The organism is Symbiopectobacterium sp. (assembly GCF_051710365.1).
Lineage (GTDB): Bacteria > Pseudomonadota > Gammaproteobacteria > Enterobacterales > Enterobacteriaceae > Symbiopectobacterium.
In genome coordinates, this window is the sequence record NZ_JBPETA010000003.1 from 15,812 (window position 1) to 33,840 (window position 18,029).

Genomic DNA, 18,029 nt, shown 5'->3' on the forward strand with positions numbered 1-18,029 from the left:
CTTGAGAACGCAGTGTATAACAACAAAATTTCCAGGCTATCCCTTGTCGCCGCCGGGGTGGCAAGATGCATAACACTGATTTTATGTATTGCTCCACCTTAACCTGATGGTATCAGTTTTTCCAATAATGCCGTTTCTGAATGACGATATTGTATCGTATCCCGCACTATTGCCGGGGTAAGCGAGCGGTGTTTGCAATAAAGTCGGTGTTGCTACGCCAGGGATTGATGTCCAGCCCGCCACGGCGCGTATAGCGCGCGTAAACGGTCAGTGCTTCTGGTTGGCAAAAACGCATCAGGTCATTGAAGATACGTTCCACGCACTGCTCATGGAACTCATTGTGGTGGCGAAAGGAGACGATGTAGCGCAGCAGGGCTTCTCTGTCGATACGTTTACCCCGGTAGTGAATTTGTACCGAGCCCCAGTCCGGCTGGTGAGTGATCAGGCAGCTGGATTTAAGCACATGGCTCACCAATGTTTCTTCAACAACAGGGCTCTGCGCGTCGCAGGCGCTGGTGAGATAGTCGGCATTGAACGCATAATCCGTGATCTGAATATCCAGTCCGTCAATACATTCCCCTTGGAATTGGCCTAGAGTCTGTCCCTGAAAGGCATCCAGCGAAAACAGCGCCACGCTAACCTTACCCTGCGCACAGGCGGCCAGATCGCGCGTTAGCGTCTCTTGTACCCGTTGCCAATTTTCAAATACCGTCTGATTGAAGCTGTTCAGGTAGAGTTTGAAGCTTTTGGATTCGATAAGGTTTGGGCTATCGGCCTGCAAATGCATTTCGCCTACGACAACCTGCGGCACTCCGTTGGGCGCAAGCCAGGAGAGTTCGTATAATGTCCAGATATCTTCACCGTGAAACGGCAAATGCGCGGCATCAATGCCCAAAGGGTCGCGGTTTAAACTGCGTGGAACCGCTTGTAATAAGCCTGCATCGTAGCTGTCGTGGTAAGATGTCGGTTTTCCCAACGATAACGCACTGAGCGCATCCTGTTTGTCAAAAGTGGACATAACATGCCTTTGCAAAGTAAAAACGATATGCAGTAGTGTAACCGACTCGCCCAGTGAAGAGAAAAAAGTATGGATGACAATGTGCAGCACGCGCTCCAGGGGTTTACCCAGTGCTATATGGCGGCCTGGCAGCAAGCCTATGACCATTTGCCCGCCAGTGAGGCGTTGTACGGCGTTGCTTCACCCTGCGTGATGGAAAATGACGGTGAGCGGGTATTTTGGACACCTCAGCCTGTGGCCGAGGGCGCGACGCTCGACGGCGTGTCGCGTGCGCTGACTATTGCGCTGCATCCTGACGCTGAAGCTTTTTTTACCACGCAGTATGCCGGGGATATGGAAGCGCGTTTTGCTGATATCGATTGCCTGCTGCTGCAATCGTGGAGCGAGGATGATTTTGTGCGTATGCAGGAAAATCTGATCGGGCATTTGCTGACGCAAAAGCGACTTAAATTGCCGCCGACGCTGTTTTTAGCCACGACGGAATCAGAAATGGCGCTAATTTCGTTATCCAATGTCAGCGGTGAAGTATGGCTTGAAACCTTTGGTACACGTGAACATCGGGTGTTGGCTCCCTCTTTGTCTGTGTTCCTGCAACAGTTGCAACCGAGAGTAAGATGATGGTTACCTGCGTTAACTGGCGGATATGCGTGTAAGAGATATCTTACATTTATTGTGAGATATCTCTGTGCTTTCCTCGTTTTATGCACTTTTTTTTCTTTTTAATTAATGGATTATATTTTTCTTTGCATTAAGGGGTTCAGCGTAAATATAAGAAAAAATCTGATCAGGGTCTTGCTGTTCGTCCCCTTTTAATACATCTTAGTTACCGTACAGGATGTATCACTTTATCGCTAAATGTGGTGAAGAAGGATAACGGCTTCAGGATGAAACCAAGGACACCTCCAGGAAGGAGATTGAGAGCCGTTACGGAGTGGCGGTGGGGCAGGAGCCTAAAGGGAATATCTTCACGGAAGATGCAGGAAGAACGGTCAGGACGAAAGTTGGACGCTTGCACGGAGAGCTGGTTAGGATAACCGCAAAGGAAAAGTTTTCACGGATGAGCAGGGACGCAGTGGTGTAGCGGGAAAGCTATAAAACGAACTGGGGGCACTGAATATCAGTGCCCCCAACTTTTTTGTCGCAGAGTATCCGTTAACGCTTTGCAGACGCGGCCCTCTATTGCGCTGCCACCGCAGCCCTGCGCCTGTTGGGCTCCCCTTGCTTCAATGATATGCTTTGCCGTCCACGCAGCCGGTTAGAGAAAAGCATGACGCACCAAGACCAAATTCGACACGCCTTATGGGAAATTGAACGCACGCTACGCGACAGTGTGTTTTGGCAATCCGCCCCGCCGCAGGCCAGTGCGTTTACCAGCACAGAACTTTTCTGCATTGACACCATGAGCGCCGAACAGTGGTTGCAATGGGTACTGTTGCCGCGATTGCATGCGATGCTGGATGGCGACGTTCCCTTGCCTCTGGCGCTCGCGGTTACCCCCTATTTTGAAGAGGCCCTGACCGGGGATATCAACGACATCGCGCCGCTGTTGGAACAACTGCGCGCGTTGGATGCACTGTTTGTGCCTGCCGATGCGCAGGGAGATCTGGATGCTTGAAATTCTGTATCAGGATGAGCATCTGATTGCCATTAATAAACCGGCTGGGTGGTTGGTTCACCGCAGTTGGCTGGATCGCAAAGAATAAAGTGGTGATCATGCAGACGTTACGCGATCAGATTGGTCAACATGTTTGCACGGTCCATCGTCTGGACCGGCCAACGTCAGGCGTGCTGCTGCTGGGGCTTTCCAGCGACATTGCGCGCCTGCTTTCGCAGCAGTTCGAACAGCACCAGATTCAGAAAACCTACCATGCGGTTGTGCGTGGTTACCTTTCCGGCAGCGATACCATCGACTATGCGCTGACTGAAGAGCTGGACAAAGTGGCTGACAAGCTCGCCCAGCGCGATAAACAACCTCAGACTGCCATCACCCACTACCGTTCTCTGGCACAGGTGGAGCAACCGATAGCAGTAGGGCGCTATCCTACCGCCCGATACAGTCTGGTTGAGCTGATGCCGCAGACGGGACGCAAACATCAGTTGCGCCGTCATATGGTGCATTTGCGGCATCCTATTTTGGGTGACTCAAAGCACGGTGATTTGCGTCAGAATCGCGCAATGGCCGCGCATTTTGGTTGTGGACGCTTGATGTTGCATGCCAGCCAGCTAACGCTGTGCCATCCTGTAACTGGGGAGCCCTTGGTATTACGTGCCGGGTTGGATATGGCCTGGATGCGCGTAATGACGCAATTTGGCTGGCTAGGCAGTCTCCCTGATGTTGAAAGGGTTGAGTTTCCGCCTGACTCGGGGCAGGATAACGGCCTTTTCAGTATTGCCGAATAGCGCAGATACGGCGTTATCGGGCACGCAGCGATACATTACACGTGGAGTCATCATCATGGCGCAAATTGGTATTTTTGTTGGCACGGTTTATGGAAACGCATTGCTGGTTGCAGAAGAGGCGGAGAATCTGCTGAGTGAGCGCGGCCATCAGGTTAAGGTGTTTGAAGATGCTGACCTGTCATCCTGGCTGGCGTATCGCGAGCAGTATGTGTTGGTGGTAACGTCAACTACAGGGCAGGGGGATCTGCCGGATTCCATCGCCCCGTTGTTTGCTGCGCTGCGTGAAAAAGGCGGCCATCAGCCAGCGCTACGCTATGGCGTCATTGCACTGGGCGACAGCAGCTACCCCCATTTTTGCGGAGCGGGCCAGCAGTTTGATGCGTTGTTGCAAGAGATGGGCGCTCAGCGTGTGGGAGATGTGCTTCAGATTGACGCGACAGAATGCCCGGAGCCGGAAGTGCTTTCCTGCCCATGGGTAGAGCAGTGGGCGGGGTTGGTGGAAGCAGGCTGATAACCGCGCATGGACTATACATATGCCACGCATCTGCATATACTTGGGATATGCATTTGCAAGCATAACGGCCGAACGGCCAGTGAGGTATAACCATGCGTATTGTTTCTGTCTTCAAAAATGGCAATAACCGGGCTATCCGCCTGCCTCGCGATATGGATTTTGAAGGCGTCACTGAACTGGAGATCGTGCGAGAAGGCGATACGCTGATCCTACGCCCGGTCAAACCCAGCTGGGGTTCCTTTCTGCAAGAAACAAAGGCGGATGCAGATTTTCTGACAGAACGCGAAAACGTTGTCTGCGATGAGGGCCGCTTTCAGCTATGAGCAACCTGTACATGCTGGACACCAATATCTGCTCTTTCATCATGCGAGAGCATCCTGAGACGGTGATTCGTCGTCTGGAACAGGCTGTTTTACGCCGCCACCGTGTTGTGGTGTCGGCGATCACTTATGCCGAAATGCGTTTCGGCGCCATTGGTAAGAAAGCCTCCCCACGTCATATCTCGTTGGTTGATGCGTTTTGTCTTCGCCTTGATGCCATATTGCCTTGGGATAAGGCTGCCGTTGATGCGACGACCGACATTAAGGTGGCGATGGCGGCAGCGGGAACGCCCATCGGGCCAAATGATACTGCGATCGCCGGTCATGCCGTGGCAGCGGGCGCGATTCTGGTCACCAACAATGTGCGGGAATTTGAACGCGTACCCGCGTTGATGCTGGAAGATTGGGTACACTGATGCCACGTCAGTGACGTAGAGATCTGTCACAGTAAAAACAAAACCCCACGGCAACGCATGGGGTTTGTCAGCAGCAATAAAAGAAGTAGACGTGCAGCGTATTAACGCCCTTTGGTCAGCTTCTCCAGATCGGATTCGATCTCATTAATCTTGTTCGCCACCACGCTTTCCAGATGACGCAAATCATCAAGGATTTTGCGTTTCAGATCGACTTCCACCTGATCGCATTGGCAAATCTGGTCCAGCTCATCAATGACATAACGCAGGTTGGGGCTGATCTCATTGATCTCTTTAAAGCCTTGTCCGCTGTTATCCGCAACGATGGTTTTACGCTGGCGCGGATATTTAAATTTTACGCTTTTGGCGAAAAACTCCCCTTTATCCTTACGAAAATAGATTTTCAGGATGTCGTTGCTGGCCTCCTGGCGCAGGCTATAGCGATCAATTTCATCGGGATGGGAGATACCCAGGCTTTTTAGATTGCCATACATGGCGCGACCTTTTGGGGAGTGATAAAGAAAAGGCGGGTAAACCCGCCTTGTTCAGTTTAGTCGATGGCACGAAGCAACTCATTGATACCCACTTTACCGCGGGTTTTCGCATCCACTTTTTTCACGATTACGGCACAGTACAGGCTGTAGCTGCCATCCTTCGACGGCAGGTTGCCGGAAACGACGACTGAGCCTGCCGGTACACGACCGTAATGCACTTCGCCGGTTCCGCGATCGTAGATTTTAGTGCTTTGGCCGATAAACACGCCCATGGAGATGACGGAGCCTTCTTCCACGATCACGCCTTCTACCACTTCAGAGCGGGCACCGATAAAGCAGTTGTCTTCGATGATGGTAGGGTTAGCCTGCAACGGTTCCAGTACGCCACCGATGCCGACACCGCCGGACAGGTGAACGTTTTTCCCGATCTGTGCGCACGAGCCGACGGTCGCCCAGGTATCAACCATGGTGCCTTCGTCAACGTAAGCACCGATGTTGACATAAGACGGCATCAGTACTGTGTTGCGGGCGATAAATGCGCCCTGACGCACGCTGGCAGGGGGCACTACGCGGAAACCTTCGCGTTGGAAGCGCGCTTCATCGTAACCGGTGAATTTCATCGGTATTTTGTCGTAGTAGCGGGTTTCCGTACCTTCCATCAGTTGGTTGTCATTGATGCGGAAAGAGAGCAGCACCGCTTTTTTCAACCATTGGTGCGTTACCCACTCGCCATTGATTTTTTCCGCTACGCGCAGTGCGCCGCTGTCCAATAAGCCAATTACCTGATTAACGGCTTCACGGGTTACGCTGTCCACGGAGGTCGGCGTAATGTCGGCACGGCGTTCAAAGGCGGTTTCGATAACGTTTTGTAATTGATGCATCCTGTTTCTCTTTCTGTGCTGTCAGTCAATGGTTAATTCGGTTACTTTATCGTTTGGGTCGAGGGCTTCTGTCAACCGTTGTTGCAAGATAAGGCGCAATTCCGGAGATAATGCGCGTCTGTCTTTGTCTGTAAGGATAAAAAGGTCTTCTACCCGCTCGCCAATCGTGGAAATGCGCGCACCGTGTAACGACACGTTGAGATCGGCGAACACTTTACCCAGGCGCGCCAGCAGACCCGGTTGATCGAGTGCGCTCAACTCCATGTAGCTGCGTCTGTCCGTATGTGTCGGCAGGAAGCTGATTTCCGTGGGCACACTGAAATGGCGCAATTTGGAGGAAGCGCGGCGCGGGCGAGGATGTTGATAATCGCGCTGTGTGAGTGCCTGAACCAGCGCCTGGCGAATAAATTCGTGGCGATCGGGTGCGACCGGGCTGCCGTCGGGTTCCAGTACGATAAAGGTGTCCATCGCCATGCCATCGCGGCTGGTGAAAATTTGCGCATCATGCACGCTCAGGTTGCGACGGTCGAGTTCGCCTGCCACGGCGGCGAACAGACAAGGGCGGTCTGGGCTCCAGATGAAAATTTCTGTGCCGCCGCGGCTGGCTTGGTGGCTGATAAGCACCAGCGGCTGATGTAAATCATGCTCAACCAGATGGCGTGCGTGCTAGGCAAGCTGATTCGGCGAATGACGCAAAAAATAATCTGCGCGGCAGCGGCTCCAGATAGGGTGCAGCGCTTCTTCATCGATATTGTCCATGCGCAGCAGCGCCAAGGCCTGAAGGCGATGATGGCGCACGCGATCGCGCACATCCGGTGTATTTTGCATCCCGCGGCGCAGCTGTTTCTCGGTGGCGAAATAGAGTTCGCGCAGCAGGCTCTGTTTCCAACTGTTCCACAAGGTTTCGTTGGTCGCGCAGATATCGGCAACCGTGAGGCTGACCAGGTAGCGCAGGCGGGTTTCGCTTTTCACTTCAGCGGCGAATTGCTGGATAACCGCCGGATCCTGAATGTCGCGACGTTGCGCGGTAACCGACATTAGCAGGTGGCAGCGCACCAACCAGGCAACCAGTTGCGTTTCGCGTGAATTAAGCTGGTGCAGCGCGGCAAACTCAACGACATCTTGCGCCCCCAACTCAGAGTGATCGCCGCCGCGTCCTTTGGCAATGTCATGAAACAGCGCCGCAAGCAGCAGCAATTCCGGCTGCGGCAGGCGCGGATACAGCTCCACGCACAGTGGATGTTGGGCGCGCGTTTCTTCGTCGGCAAAACTTTCCAGTTTGAGCAGCACGCGCAGCGTGTGCTCATCCACGGTATAGGCATGAAACAGATCGAACTGCATCTGCCCGACGATATTGCTCCACGGTGGCGTATATGCCTCCAACACGCTATGACGATGCATCGGCAGCAGGGCACGGTTTACCGTGTGTGGATGGCGCAGAATAGCCATAAAAAGGTGACGCGCTTCAGGAATAGCGCACAGCGGTTGGGCCAGATGGCGGCGCGCATGGCGTAATTGGCGCAGCGTGGTGGGATAGATACCGGTGATCTCATAGTTGCGCACCATGGTGCTAAACATGCGCATAATGGCTTCCGGCTTGTGCATGAACAGGGTTTCATCACGCAGATCGATCAGGTTGCCACGCAGTTGGAATTCGTCATCTATCGCGCGTGGTTTTTCACTGGCATCCAGTGCCAGAATGGCCTCATCGAACAGTTGCAGCAGCATATGATTAAGCTCGCTGACGCGGCGCGTCGCGCGATAGAAATCTTTCATCATATGCTCAACTGGTGCATTACCCTCGCCACGGTAATTCAGCAACTGTGCCACGTTGAGCTGGCGGTCAAACAGCAGGCGGTTGTCATAACGCGACAGAATCAGGTGCAAGGCAAAGCGAATGCGCCACAGAAAGCTCTGACATTCATTGAGCTCGTTGCGTTCGGCTTCGGTGAGAAAACCAAATCCGACCATTTCGTTGAGCGACGTGGTACCAAAATGGCGCCGGGCAACCCAGAGCAAGGTATGAATATCTCGCAGCCCACCGGGGCTACTTTTTATATCCGGTTCAAGATTGTAGCTGGTGCTGTGGTAGCGCTGATGTCGTTCTTGCTGTTCGGTGATTTTGGCCGGGAAAAAGGCGGAGGAGGGCCAAAAATCTTCGCTAAGAATCTGTTTTTGTAAGGAGAGAAACAGTGCGACATCGCCGCAGATCAGGCGTGATTCGATAAGATTTGTCGCCACGGAAATATCCGCTCTGCCTTCTTGCAGGTACTCATCCAGCGTGCGCACGCTATGACCGACTTCAAGCTTGAGATCCCACAGCAGCGTGATAAACGCGCCCACCTGTTGAGATTGATGGGCGCTGAGCGACTGCCCGCTGAGAACCAGCACATCAATATCCGACAGCGGGTGCAGCTCACCGCGCCCGTATCCACCAACGGCCACCAGCGCCGTTTGTGCGGCAGATTCGAAACCGTAAAACGCCCACAGACGTTGCAGCAGATGGTCGATAAAAAAAGTTCTGGCGGTAATCAGCGTTTCGGCTGCTACTCCGGCGCGAAATTCAGCGCCTAACCACGTCTGAAAACGCTCCATGGACAGTTTGAGCGCTGAGCAATCCAATTCGCTGTCGCTGTAGGTTAATGGGGAGGCGGGGGGCTGTATGTCAGCGGTGAACACGTCGGCGGAGTGAGAAGCGTTGTTGTCATTCATAAATTCACAGCCCTTAAGCGTTGCCTGGCAAACGCCATAAAAGAGACGCCAGCCCTGTTAACGGTATCCCTGGCCGCCGCCGAAAGATAACCGTCGGGCTGGCGCACCATTATGCCGGGTGCGAAATGATGTTGGGGATGGTGTCGTCTTTCCTCAGCGTCATAATTTCGCAACCGTTTTCGGTTACCACAATAGTATGCTCGTATTGCGCCGACAAGCTGCGATCTTTGGTTTTTACCGTCCAACCGTCTTTCATGGTGCGGATACGGAAATCGCCCGCGTTAAGCATCGGCTCAATGGTGAATGCCATGCCCGCTTGCAGCACTACGCCGCCGTCATCGGCATCGTAATGCAGCACCTGAGGTTCCTCATGGAAACCGCGACCAATGCCGTGGCCGCAATATTCACGCACCACGGAGAAATCATTGCTTTCCGCGAATACCTGGATGGCTTTACCCAGGGCACGCAGCCGGATGCCCGGCTTGACCATTTTCAGCGCCAGATAGAGACTTTCCTGCGTGATACGGCACAGACGTTCGCCCAGAATGGTGGGTTTACCGGCGATGAACATCTTGGAGGTGTCACCGTGGAAGCCGTCTTTGATGACCGTGACGTCGATATTGACGATATCACCGTCTTTCAGCAGACGCTCATCGCTGGGAATGCCGTGGCATACCACTTCGTTGATAGAGATACACACCGATTTCGGGAAGCCGTGATAACCGAGGCTGGCAGAAATGGCCTGCTGCTTGTTGGTAATATGGTCGTGGCAGATGCGATCGAGTTCGCCAGTGCTGACACCGGGAACCACATACGGTTCGATGATTTCCAGCACTTCCGCCGCAAGGCGGCCAGCGACGCGCATTTTCTCGATGTCTTCAGGGGTTTTTATTGATATAGCCATGCAAAATTGTCCGCAGGTGTCGAAGTAGTCGACGAATTTAAGGTTACTCACTAACCACTTATGTTATCAGCCCTGACGGATGGTGCCAAATCCCCATTTGGATTCAATGGCGGTGCGTCAGGAGAAAATCGGGTAAAGGGTGCAACAAAAGTTGGTGTCGGTGGGGACTTTATGGTATAAAGCGCGCCGGTGATCTGACTGGGTCTGGCTAACAGGTTCAGCGGAATTCACTAAACTCATATGTGTAAATAACACACACATGTCGACACGTTCACCGGGGTGCTCGAAGGTCAATGTCTTATGACGTGGCTGAGGGGTCGGTGTAATGGGACATGTGGAGGCTTAACCCCATACTCAATTTATAGAGGTAATCATGGCAACTGTTTCCATGCGCGATATGCTCAAGGCTGGCGTACACTTCGGTCACCAGACCCGTTACTGGAACCCGAAAATGAAACCTTTCATTTTTGGTGCGCGTAACAAAGTTCACATCATCAACCTTGAAAAAACCGTTCCGATGTTCAACGATGCACTGGCTGAGCTGAGCAAAATCTCTTCTCGCAAAGGCAAAATCCTGTTCGTTGGTACGAAACGCGCTGCAAGCGAAGCGGTAAAAGACGCTGCAAACAACTGCGACCAGTTCTTCGTGAACCATCGCTGGTTGGGCGGTATGCTGACTAACTGGAAAACCGTTCGTCAGTCCATCAACCGTTTGAAAGATCTGGAAACCCAATCTCAAGACGGTACCTTCGACAAGCTGACCAAAAAAGAAGCTCTGATGCGTACTCGTGAACTGGACAAGCTGGAAAACAGCCTGGGCGGTATCAAAGATATGGGCGGCCTGCCAGATGCTCTGTTTGTGGTTGACGCTGACCATGAACACATCGCCATCAAAGAAGCAAACAACCTGGGTATCCCGGTATTTGCTGTGGTTGATACCAACTCCGATCCGGATGGCGTTGACTTCATCATCCCTGGCAACGACGACGCCATCCGTGCAGTAACCCTGTACCTGAGCGCTGTTGCTACCGCTGTCCGTGAAGGCCGTTCTCAAGATCTGGCTGTTCAAGCGGAAGAAGGCTTGGTAGAAGCTGAATAATAAGACTGGCTCCGTCGAGCCCTTATTAACCAGGTATTGAATATGTTGGTTAGGGGGCCTTAATGGCCCCCTTTTACTTATCTCCCACGAGATAACCGAGGAAAAGATAATGGCTGAAATTACCGCTGCCCTGGTAAAAGAACTGCGCGAGCGTACTGGCGCTGGCATGATGGAATGCAAGAAAGCGCTGGTCGAAGCTAACGGTGATATCGAACTTGCTATCGATAACATGCGTAAGTCTGGCCAGGCTAAAGCTGCGAAAAAAGCAGGCCGTGTTGCTGCTGAAGGTGTGATTCTGACCAAGATCGCGGCTGACGGCAAATATGGCGTTATCGTTGAGCTGAACTGCGAAACTGACTTCGTTGCTAAAGATGCTGGCTTCAAAGCTTTCGGTGAAGAAGTTGCAACGGCTGCGCTGAACGAACGCATCACTGACGTTGACGTTCTGAAAGCGAAATTCGAAGAGCAGCGTACTACGCTGGTCGCGAAAATTGGTGAAAACATCAATATTCGTCGTATCGCTATTCAGGAAGGTGACGTGCTGGGTGAATACCTGCACGGCGCACGCATTGGCGTACTGGTTGCCGCTACCGGCGCTGACGAAGAACTGGTTAAGCACGTTGCTATGCACATTGCTGCCAGCAAACCTGAGTACGTGAAAGCTGAAGACGTTCCGGCAGATGTGGTTGCACGTGAGCACCAGATCCAGTTGGACATTGCCATGCAATCTGGCAAACCGCGTGAAATCGCAGAAAAAATGGTCGAAGGCCGTATGCGTAAATTCACCGGCGAAATCTCTCTGACCGGTCAACACTTCGTGATGGATCCCAACAAAACTGTTGGCGATCTGCTGAAAGAGCACAAAGCTGACGTCATCAGCTTCATCCGTTTCGAAGTGGGTGAAGGCATTGAGAAAGCGGAAGTTGACTTCGCTGCTGAAGTCGCCGCGATGAGCAAGCAGTCTTAAGATGCAAAAAAAGGAGCCGCCAGTTGGCGGTTCCTTTTTATACCCGTCATACTTCATGTACAGCGGTGTTGGTGAGGTTCACTCGGCGCATTTCCGAGTAAACTGACGCACACTATCCACGGGGAATACCCACTGGGCGTACCCATGGGAAAGTGACATGAAGCCGGGTGTATCCAGCCAAAATTTTCAACACGTTTTACTGCCACTGCGCATTTATGCGTCGGTTCAATGACGCGCGCGGTATGGGGCACTAAGGCGTGACAGTAATCACATTCCCATTATGATGATAGCCCGTTAGGACAATAACACCATGGCAACCAACGCAAAACCCGTATATCAACGTATCCTGCTTAAGCTGAGTGGCGAAGCATTACAAGGAGCCGAAGGTTTTGGTATCGATGCGAGCATTCTGGACCGCATGGCTCAGGAAATTAAAGAACTGGTTGAGCTGGGCATTCAGGTCGGCGTCGTTATCGGTGGTGGCAACCTGTTCCGCGGTGCCGGTCTGGCACAGGCTGGTATGAATCGCGTGGTGGGCGATCACATGGGGATGTTGGCCACTGTCATGAACGGCCTGGCAATGCGCGATGCGCTGCACCGTGCCTATGTCAACGCGCGCTTGATGTCAGCCATTCTGCTCAACGGCGTGTGCGACAATTACAGCTGGGCCGAAGCTATCAGCCTGCTGCGCAACAACCGCGTGGTGATTTTCTCCGCGGGTACCGGCAATCCCTTCTTCACTACCGATTCTGCCGCTTGTCTGCGCGGTATCGAGATTGAAGCTGACGTGGTGCTAAAAGCCACCAAAGTGGATGGCGTTTTTTCTGCGGATCCGGTGAAAGATCCTACCGCGACGCTTCATGAAACGCTAACCTATCAGGATGTTCTCGAACGGGAGCTGAAAGTGATGGATTTGGCCGCCTTTACGCTGGCTCGCGATCATAATTTACCGATCCGCGTATTCAACATGAACAAACCCGGTGCATTGCGCCGCGTGGTCATGGGTGAAAAAGAGGGCACCTTGATCACGAAGTAATAACGGGTGTACTGAAAAATAAGGTACTATCCTGATCTTGGTGGTACTGCTTTATTTTCGTAATACCAATAGATAACGCGCTGCGTCGGCATCCCGGCGCAAGCATCAATGATTTACCGGGTTTGCTGTATGCATCCCTGTCTGCTCTTATCATGCGCGTTGGTTTCATGATAAAGCGTAGGGAAATAACCTGTCCGGCAACCAGTATTCAAGGGTCCGCAACGTGATTAATGACATCAGAAAAGATGCTGATACACGCATGGAAAAATGTGTGGAAGCGTTTAAGCACCAAATTAGCAGAGTTCGTACTGGCCGCGCTTCACCGAGCCTACTGGATGGCATCCAGGTAGAATATTACGGTTCTGCTACGCCGCTGCGCCAGGTGGCAAACATTGTGGTTGAAGACACGCGCACTCTGGCGATCACGGTGTTTGACCGCACCTTGGGCCCGGCCGTTGAAAAAGCGATCATGGCCTCCGATCTGGGGTTAAACCCGTCTTCTGCGGGCTCGGTAATCCGTGTCCCATTGCCTCCGTTGACGGAAGAGCGCCGCAAAGATTTGACCAAAGTGGTGCGCGGTGAAGCGGAACAAGGGCGTGTCTCCGTGCGTAACGTGCGCCGTGATGCGAACGACAAGCTGAAAGCGCTGCTGAAAGATAAAGCGATCAGTGAAGATGAAGAACGCTGCGCGCAGGATGAGGTGCAAAAACTGACTGACGCCTATATCAAGAAAGTTGATGTCGCGCTGGCAGAAAAAGAAAATGAGCTGATGGAGTTTTAATCGGCTTCCAAAATAAAAGCGCCAGCCAGTACACCCACTGGCGGCGCTTTATTTTTTTAGAGCAATTTCATGAAGCAACTGACGATCCTCGGTTCAACCGGTTCGATTGGCGTTAGTACGCTGGCTGTAGTGAAAGCCAATCCGGATAAATTCGCCGTTACTGCTCTGGCCGCTGGGCGAAACGTTGATGTGATGCTGGCGCAATGCCTGCAATTCCAACCCGCCTATGCCTCCATGTCCGATCCCCAGGCTGCGACACTGTTACGTGGACGGCTGATGGCCGCAGGCTGCCGTACCGAAGTGCTGGCGGGTGAGCAGGCTGCGTGTGAGTTGGCTGCGCTCGATGGTGTCGATCAGGTGATGGCGGCAATCGTGGGGGCCGCAGGATTATTGCCAACGCTCGCGGCCATCAAGGCCGGCAAGCAAGTACTGTTGGCGAATAAAGAATCTTTGGTCACCTGTGGCCGACTGTTTATGAACGCTGTTGCACAATATGGTGCGCAACTGCTGCCGATAGACAGTGAACACAACGCCATTTTTCAGAGTTTACCTGAGCACATTCAACGCCAATTGGGTTACGCTTCATTAACGGAACATGGGGTGGAACGTATTGTTCTGACCGGTTCGGGTGGCCCATTTCGAGAAACACCGCTGGCCGCATTGGCGGCGATGACGCCCGATCAGGCATGTGCTCACCCCAACTGGTCCATGGGGCGCAAGATTTCCGTGGACTCCGCCACCATGATGAACAAGGGGCTGGAGTACATCGAGGCGCGTTGGTTGTTTAATGCGTCTGCGGCGCAGATGGAAGTGATCATCCATCCGCAGTCCGTTATTCACTCCATGGTGCGCTATCGGGATGGCAGCGTTTTGGCACAACTTGGCACACCGGATATGCGCACGCCGATCGCGCATGCAATGGCCTATCCGCAGCGCGTGGTGTCGAACGTGGCACCGCTGGATTTTATGCGTCTTGGCCCACTCACGTTCAGCGAGCCGGACATGACGCGTTATCCCTGCTTGCAGTTAGCGATCGCTGCGTGCAATCAGGGCCAGGCGGCAACGACCGCGCTGAATGGGGCTAATGAAGTTGCTGTCGACGCCTTTTTGCACGGTGTGATTCGCTTTACCGATATTGCGTCGTTGAATCAGCGCGTCATGGAGCAACTTTCCTGCGCCGAGCCAGAGTCCGTTGACGATGTCCTGGCTATTGACCGTTGGGCTCGCGAGAAAGGCCTGGAGGCGTTACGCGGTTTCCACTGACAACGTGTGCTTGCGGACGCGATCTTCGCGGCACAATTTGTTCATGCGGGATCAAGGTGATATAGTCTGCGCCATTCGCGTCGAGGTCAGTGCGAAAACGCTGGCGAAGGACGTACAGCCGTGCTCGTTCACGGCTTTTTTGTGCTAACGGGTCTGATGTTAGGGATGGATTGTTTTCTTACTTGAGGAAATTAAGTTCGCGTTATGCCGTCTGATAATCAACAAACACCCATTACGCCACCCGAAAGCGGGCCAAGGCATGTCGCAATCATCATGGATGGTAATGGCCGTTGGGCGAAAAACCGTGGCAAGCTGCGCGTTTTTGGCCATCAGGCTGGTGTGAAGGCGGTGCGCTGTGCGGTGAGCTTTGGGGTAAGCCATCGGCTCGATGCCTTGACCTTATATGCCTTTAGTAGCGAAAACTGGAACCGTCCGGCGCAAGAAGTGAAAGCGCTGATGGAACTGTTTGTTCGAGCGCTGGACAGCGAGGTCAAAAGCCTGCATAAACATGGCGTTCAGTTGCGTATTATCGGTGATATCAGCCGTTTCAGCCCACGTCTACAAGAGCGCATTCGCCGCTCTGAAGCACTGACAAAAAATAATCCAGGGTTAATACTGAATATTGCCGCGAATTATGGCGGACGTTGGGATATTATTCAGGGCGTCAGACAATTGGCTGAGCAGGTGCAGGAAGGCACGCTCCGCCCGGACACGATCGACGAAGATACCTTATCCCACGCCCTGTGTTTGAGCGATCAAACGCCGGTCGATTTGGTCATCAGGACGGGGGGAGAACACCGCATCAGTAATTTTTTGCTGTGGCAGATTGCTTATGCTGAGCTTTACTTTACCGATGTCCTTTGGCCTGATTTCGATGAACACGATTTTGAAGGTGCGATGAATGCATTTGCGCAACGCGAACGGCGTTTCGGTGGAACTGCACCTTCCGATGCTGACGCATCATAGGGGGAAGGTGTGCTGAAGTATCGATTGATAACTGCCTTGATTTTAATCCCGTTGGTCATTGCAGTATTGTTTCTGCTGCCACCGAAGGGATTTGCACTAGTAACGCTCGGCGTTTGCATGCTGGCCGCCTGGGAGTGGGGGCAATTCGCCGGATTAGGATCTTCTGCCCAGCGTTTGTCTCTTGCCTTTATGTGCGGCGCACTGCTGGCGTTGATGACGCTATCCTTGCCCAACTATCACTATTCGGTTCATCTGCTGCCTATTCGCGTTTCGCTATGGGTATCACTGGTGTGGTGGTGTGCCGCACTGCTGTTGGTGCTCTCGTACCCCGGTTCTGCGGGATTTTGGCGCGGTTCCAAAGCGTTGCGCCTGCTGTTTGGCGTGTTGACCATCGTGCCTTTCTTCTGGGGTATGGTGGCGTTGCGCCAGCACCATTATGATAGCGATCCCTTCTTCGGTGCCTGGTGGCTGCTCTACGTGATGTTGCTGGTGTGGGGCGCAGACAGTGGCGCGTACATGTTTGGTAAACTGTTTGGCAAGCATAAACTGGCACCCAAAGTGTCTCCGGGTAAAACCTGGGAGGGCTTTGTCGTTGGGTTAGCCACGTCCGCGATTATCTCCCTGCTGTTTAGTGTTTATGCGCCTTTGGGCGTTGCGCCGTTTACGCTGCTCATCTGTTCGGTGATCGCAGCGTTGGCATCGGTACTGGGCGATTTGACCGAAAGCATGTTTAAACGGGAAGCTGGTATTAAAGACAGCAGCCACCTGATTCCCGGTCATGGCGGCGTGCTTGACCGCATCGATAGCCTGACGGCGGCGATCACGGTATTTGCCTGCCTGATGTTTTTAGTGTTTAAAACGGTTTAGGATGACCTGACAGATGATGAATGTCCTTTGGAGTTTGGCTGCATTTGTTGTTGCACTGGGCGTATTGATTACGGTGCATGAATTTGGCCACTTCTGGGTTGCTCGTCGCTGTGGGGTTAAGGTTGAGCGTTTTTCTGTTGGATTTGGCAAGGCGCTATGGCGTTGGCGCGATCGGCGGGGGACTGAGTTTGTCATTGCCTTAATTCCACTGGGCGGCTATGTCAAAATGCTCGACGAGCGTGTGGATACAGTCTCGCCGGAACAGCATCATCTCTCTTTTAACCGTAAAACCGTGTGGCAACGTGCTGCCATCGTGAGTGCGGGTCCGATTGCCAATTTCCTGTTTGCGATTGCCGCCTACTGGCTGGTGTTTATTATTGGCGTGCCGGGTGTACGGCCCGTGGTTGGCGAAATAGTGCCCAACTCCATTGCTGCTATGGCGCAGATGTCGCCGGGGATGGAACTAAAAGCGGTAGATGGTATCGAAACGCCTGACTGGGACACGGCGCGTTTAACGCTGATCGGCAAGATTGGCGATAACGAGGTAACGCTTGATGTTGCGCCGCTTGGTTCTTCGTCCGTGGTGCGTAAAACTCTGGATTTGCGTGACTGGCAGTTCAATCCTGAAAGGCAGGATCCCGCCGCCTCATTGGGCATGGTGCCGCGTATGCCGCAAATCGATGCGGTGCTGACGCAGGTACAGGATGGGTCGGCAGCGCAAAAAGCCGGTTTGCAAGTCGGGGACAGGATCGTTAAAGTCGATGGGCAACCGCTGACGCGCTGGTCGCAGTTTGCCAGTACGGTGCGTGACAAGCCGGATGCAGATATTGCGCTGGACATTGAACGAAACGGTGAGACCCGCTCTCTAATCTTGACGCCGGACAGCAAAACGACCAGTGGCAGGTTAGAAGGGTTTGCTGGGGTGGTGCCAAAAGTCATCCCGCTGCCCGAGGAGTACAGGACGGTGCGGCAATACGGGCCGTTCAGTGCGATTTATCAAGCTGCGGATAAAACCTGGCAGCTGATGCGGTTAACCGTCAGTATGCTGGGAAAACTGATAACAGGCGATGTTAAGCTCAATAACCTGAGCGGGCCAATCTCTATCGCTCAGGGGGCCGGCATGTCGGCCGACTATGGGCTGATTTACTACCTGATGTTTTTGGCATTGATCAGTGTAAATCTGGGCATTATCAATTTGTTCCCGCTACCGGTTTTGGATGGTGGACACCTGCTCTTTCTGCTGGTTGAAAAACTGAAAGGCAGGCCGGTTTCTGAGCGTGTGCAAGACTTTTGTTATCGTATCGGCACGGTGGTGTTGATGCTGTTAATGGGGCTCGCACTTTTTAATGATTTCTCTCGCCTTTAGGCGGGGGAGTAGGTTAGGAAAAACGCAT

17 protein-coding genes and 2 pseudogenes are annotated in these 18,029 nt (G+C 53.0%); 14 read left to right on the top strand and 5 right to left on the bottom strand.

What is annotated here, in order from left to right; genetic code table 11:
- Nucleotides 1-166: 166 nt before the first annotated feature.
- Entirely contained in the window at nucleotides 167-1,018 is an 852-nt protein-coding gene (gene queF / locus ACTBDZ_RS00540; RefSeq protein ID WP_438813806.1) for an NADPH-dependent 7-cyano-7-deazaguanine reductase QueF, read from the bottom strand.
- 69 nt (nucleotides 1,019-1,087) lie between these two features.
- Here queF and syd point away from each other — a divergent pair, with 69 nt between their 5' ends.
- The 6 genes and pseudogenes from syd to ACTBDZ_RS00570 all read left to right on the top strand — a co-directional run bounded on the left by syd (nucleotide 1,088) and on the right by ACTBDZ_RS00570 (nucleotide 4,668).
- Nucleotides 1,088-1,636: a SecY-interacting protein gene (gene syd / locus ACTBDZ_RS00545; RefSeq protein ID WP_438813807.1), complete on the top strand. Its 549-nt coding sequence runs from the start codon at nucleotides 1,088-1,090 to the stop codon at nucleotides 1,634-1,636.
- 649 nt (nucleotides 1,637-2,285) lie between these two features.
- On the top strand, nucleotides 2,286-2,633 hold the full coding sequence (locus tag ACTBDZ_RS00550) for a YqcC family protein (RefSeq protein ID WP_438813808.1): 348 nt from the start codon (nucleotides 2,286-2,288) through the stop codon (nucleotides 2,631-2,633).
- A pseudogene (gene truC, locus ACTBDZ_RS00555) lies at nucleotides 2,626-3,418 on the top strand (tRNA pseudouridine(65) synthase TruC). The gene ACTBDZ_RS00550 and the pseudogene truC overlap by 8 nt, the downstream one beginning before the upstream one ends.
- A 55-nt stretch (nucleotides 3,419-3,473) precedes the next feature.
- Nucleotides 3,474-3,929 (top strand): flavodoxin, encoded by a 456-nt coding sequence (locus ACTBDZ_RS00560; protein ID WP_438813809.1) that lies wholly within the window; start codon nucleotides 3,474-3,476, stop codon nucleotides 3,927-3,929.
- Nucleotides 3,930-4,024: 95 nt separating this feature from the next.
- Complete coding sequence (gene vapB / locus ACTBDZ_RS00565) at nucleotides 4,025-4,255, top strand: type II toxin-antitoxin system VapB family antitoxin (RefSeq protein ID WP_438813810.1); 231 nt, start codon at nucleotides 4,025-4,027, stop codon at nucleotides 4,253-4,255.
- Entirely contained in the window at nucleotides 4,252-4,668 is a 417-nt protein-coding gene (locus ACTBDZ_RS00570; protein WP_438813811.1) for a type II toxin-antitoxin system VapC family toxin, read from the top strand. The genes vapB and ACTBDZ_RS00570 overlap by 4 nt, the downstream gene beginning before the upstream one ends.
- A 101-nt stretch (nucleotides 4,669-4,769) precedes the next feature.
- Here the strand turns inward: ACTBDZ_RS00570 and ACTBDZ_RS00575 are convergent, their stop codons facing one another.
- From ACTBDZ_RS00575 to map, 4 genes and pseudogenes are all read right to left on the bottom strand, one after another.
- Entirely contained in the window at nucleotides 4,770-5,159 is a 390-nt protein-coding gene (locus tag ACTBDZ_RS00575; protein ID WP_438813812.1) for a DUF3461 family protein, read from the bottom strand.
- 56 nt (nucleotides 5,160-5,215) lie between these two features.
- Nucleotides 5,216-6,040 (bottom strand): 2,3,4,5-tetrahydropyridine-2,6-dicarboxylate N-succinyltransferase, encoded by an 825-nt coding sequence (dapD, locus tag ACTBDZ_RS00580; protein ID WP_438813813.1) that lies wholly within the window; start codon nucleotides 6,038-6,040, stop codon nucleotides 5,216-5,218.
- Nucleotides 6,041-6,061: 21 nt separating this feature from the next.
- Nucleotides 6,062-8,752 (bottom strand): annotated as a pseudogene (gene glnD / locus ACTBDZ_RS00585) (bifunctional uridylyltransferase/uridylyl-removing protein GlnD).
- 109 nt (nucleotides 8,753-8,861) lie between these two features.
- On the bottom strand, nucleotides 8,862-9,656 hold the full coding sequence (gene map, locus ACTBDZ_RS00590; protein WP_430361106.1) for a type I methionyl aminopeptidase: 795 nt from the start codon (nucleotides 9,654-9,656) through the stop codon (nucleotides 8,862-8,864).
- A 373-nt stretch (nucleotides 9,657-10,029) separates the two neighbouring features.
- Between map and rpsB the strand changes: the two genes are divergently transcribed.
- The 8 genes from rpsB to rseP all read left to right on the top strand — a co-directional run bounded on the left by rpsB (nucleotide 10,030) and on the right by rseP (nucleotide 18,001).
- Nucleotides 10,030-10,755 (top strand): 30S ribosomal protein S2, encoded by a 726-nt coding sequence (gene rpsB, locus ACTBDZ_RS00595; protein ID WP_438813814.1) that lies wholly within the window; start codon nucleotides 10,030-10,032, stop codon nucleotides 10,753-10,755.
- 109 nt (nucleotides 10,756-10,864) lie between these two features.
- Nucleotides 10,865-11,722 carry a translation elongation factor Ts gene (gene tsf / locus ACTBDZ_RS00600; protein ID WP_438813815.1) on the top strand — a complete coding sequence of 286 codons (858 nt, stop codon included), beginning with the start codon at nucleotides 10,865-10,867 and terminating at the stop codon, nucleotides 11,720-11,722.
- A 310-nt stretch (nucleotides 11,723-12,032) separates the two neighbouring features.
- The gene (pyrH, locus tag ACTBDZ_RS00605) at nucleotides 12,033-12,758 is read left to right on the top strand and encodes a UMP kinase (RefSeq protein WP_438813816.1); all 726 of its coding nucleotides are present in this window, start codon (nucleotides 12,033-12,035) and stop codon (nucleotides 12,756-12,758) included.
- A gap of 223 nt (nucleotides 12,759-12,981) precedes the next feature.
- Entirely contained in the window at nucleotides 12,982-13,539 is a 558-nt protein-coding gene (gene frr, locus ACTBDZ_RS00610) for a ribosome recycling factor (protein ID WP_438813817.1), read from the top strand.
- Between the two features lie 69 nt (nucleotides 13,540-13,608).
- Entirely contained in the window at nucleotides 13,609-14,802 is a 1,194-nt protein-coding gene (ispC, locus tag ACTBDZ_RS00615; protein WP_438813818.1) for a 1-deoxy-D-xylulose-5-phosphate reductoisomerase, read from the top strand.
- A 204-nt stretch (nucleotides 14,803-15,006) separates the two neighbouring features.
- Complete coding sequence (gene ispU / locus ACTBDZ_RS00620) at nucleotides 15,007-15,768, top strand: (2E,6E)-farnesyl-diphosphate-specific ditrans,polycis-undecaprenyl-diphosphate synthase (RefSeq protein WP_438813819.1); 762 nt, start codon at nucleotides 15,007-15,009, stop codon at nucleotides 15,766-15,768.
- Between the two features lie 9 nt (nucleotides 15,769-15,777).
- On the top strand, nucleotides 15,778-16,635 hold the full coding sequence (gene cdsA / locus ACTBDZ_RS00625; RefSeq protein ID WP_438813820.1) for a phosphatidate cytidylyltransferase: 858 nt from the start codon (nucleotides 15,778-15,780) through the stop codon (nucleotides 16,633-16,635).
- A gap of 13 nt (nucleotides 16,636-16,648) precedes the next feature.
- Nucleotides 16,649-18,001 carry a sigma E protease regulator RseP gene (rseP, locus tag ACTBDZ_RS00630; RefSeq protein ID WP_438813821.1) on the top strand — a complete coding sequence of 451 codons (1,353 nt, stop codon included), beginning with the start codon at nucleotides 16,649-16,651 and terminating at the stop codon, nucleotides 17,999-18,001.
- Nucleotides 18,002-18,029 lie beyond the last annotated feature (28 nt).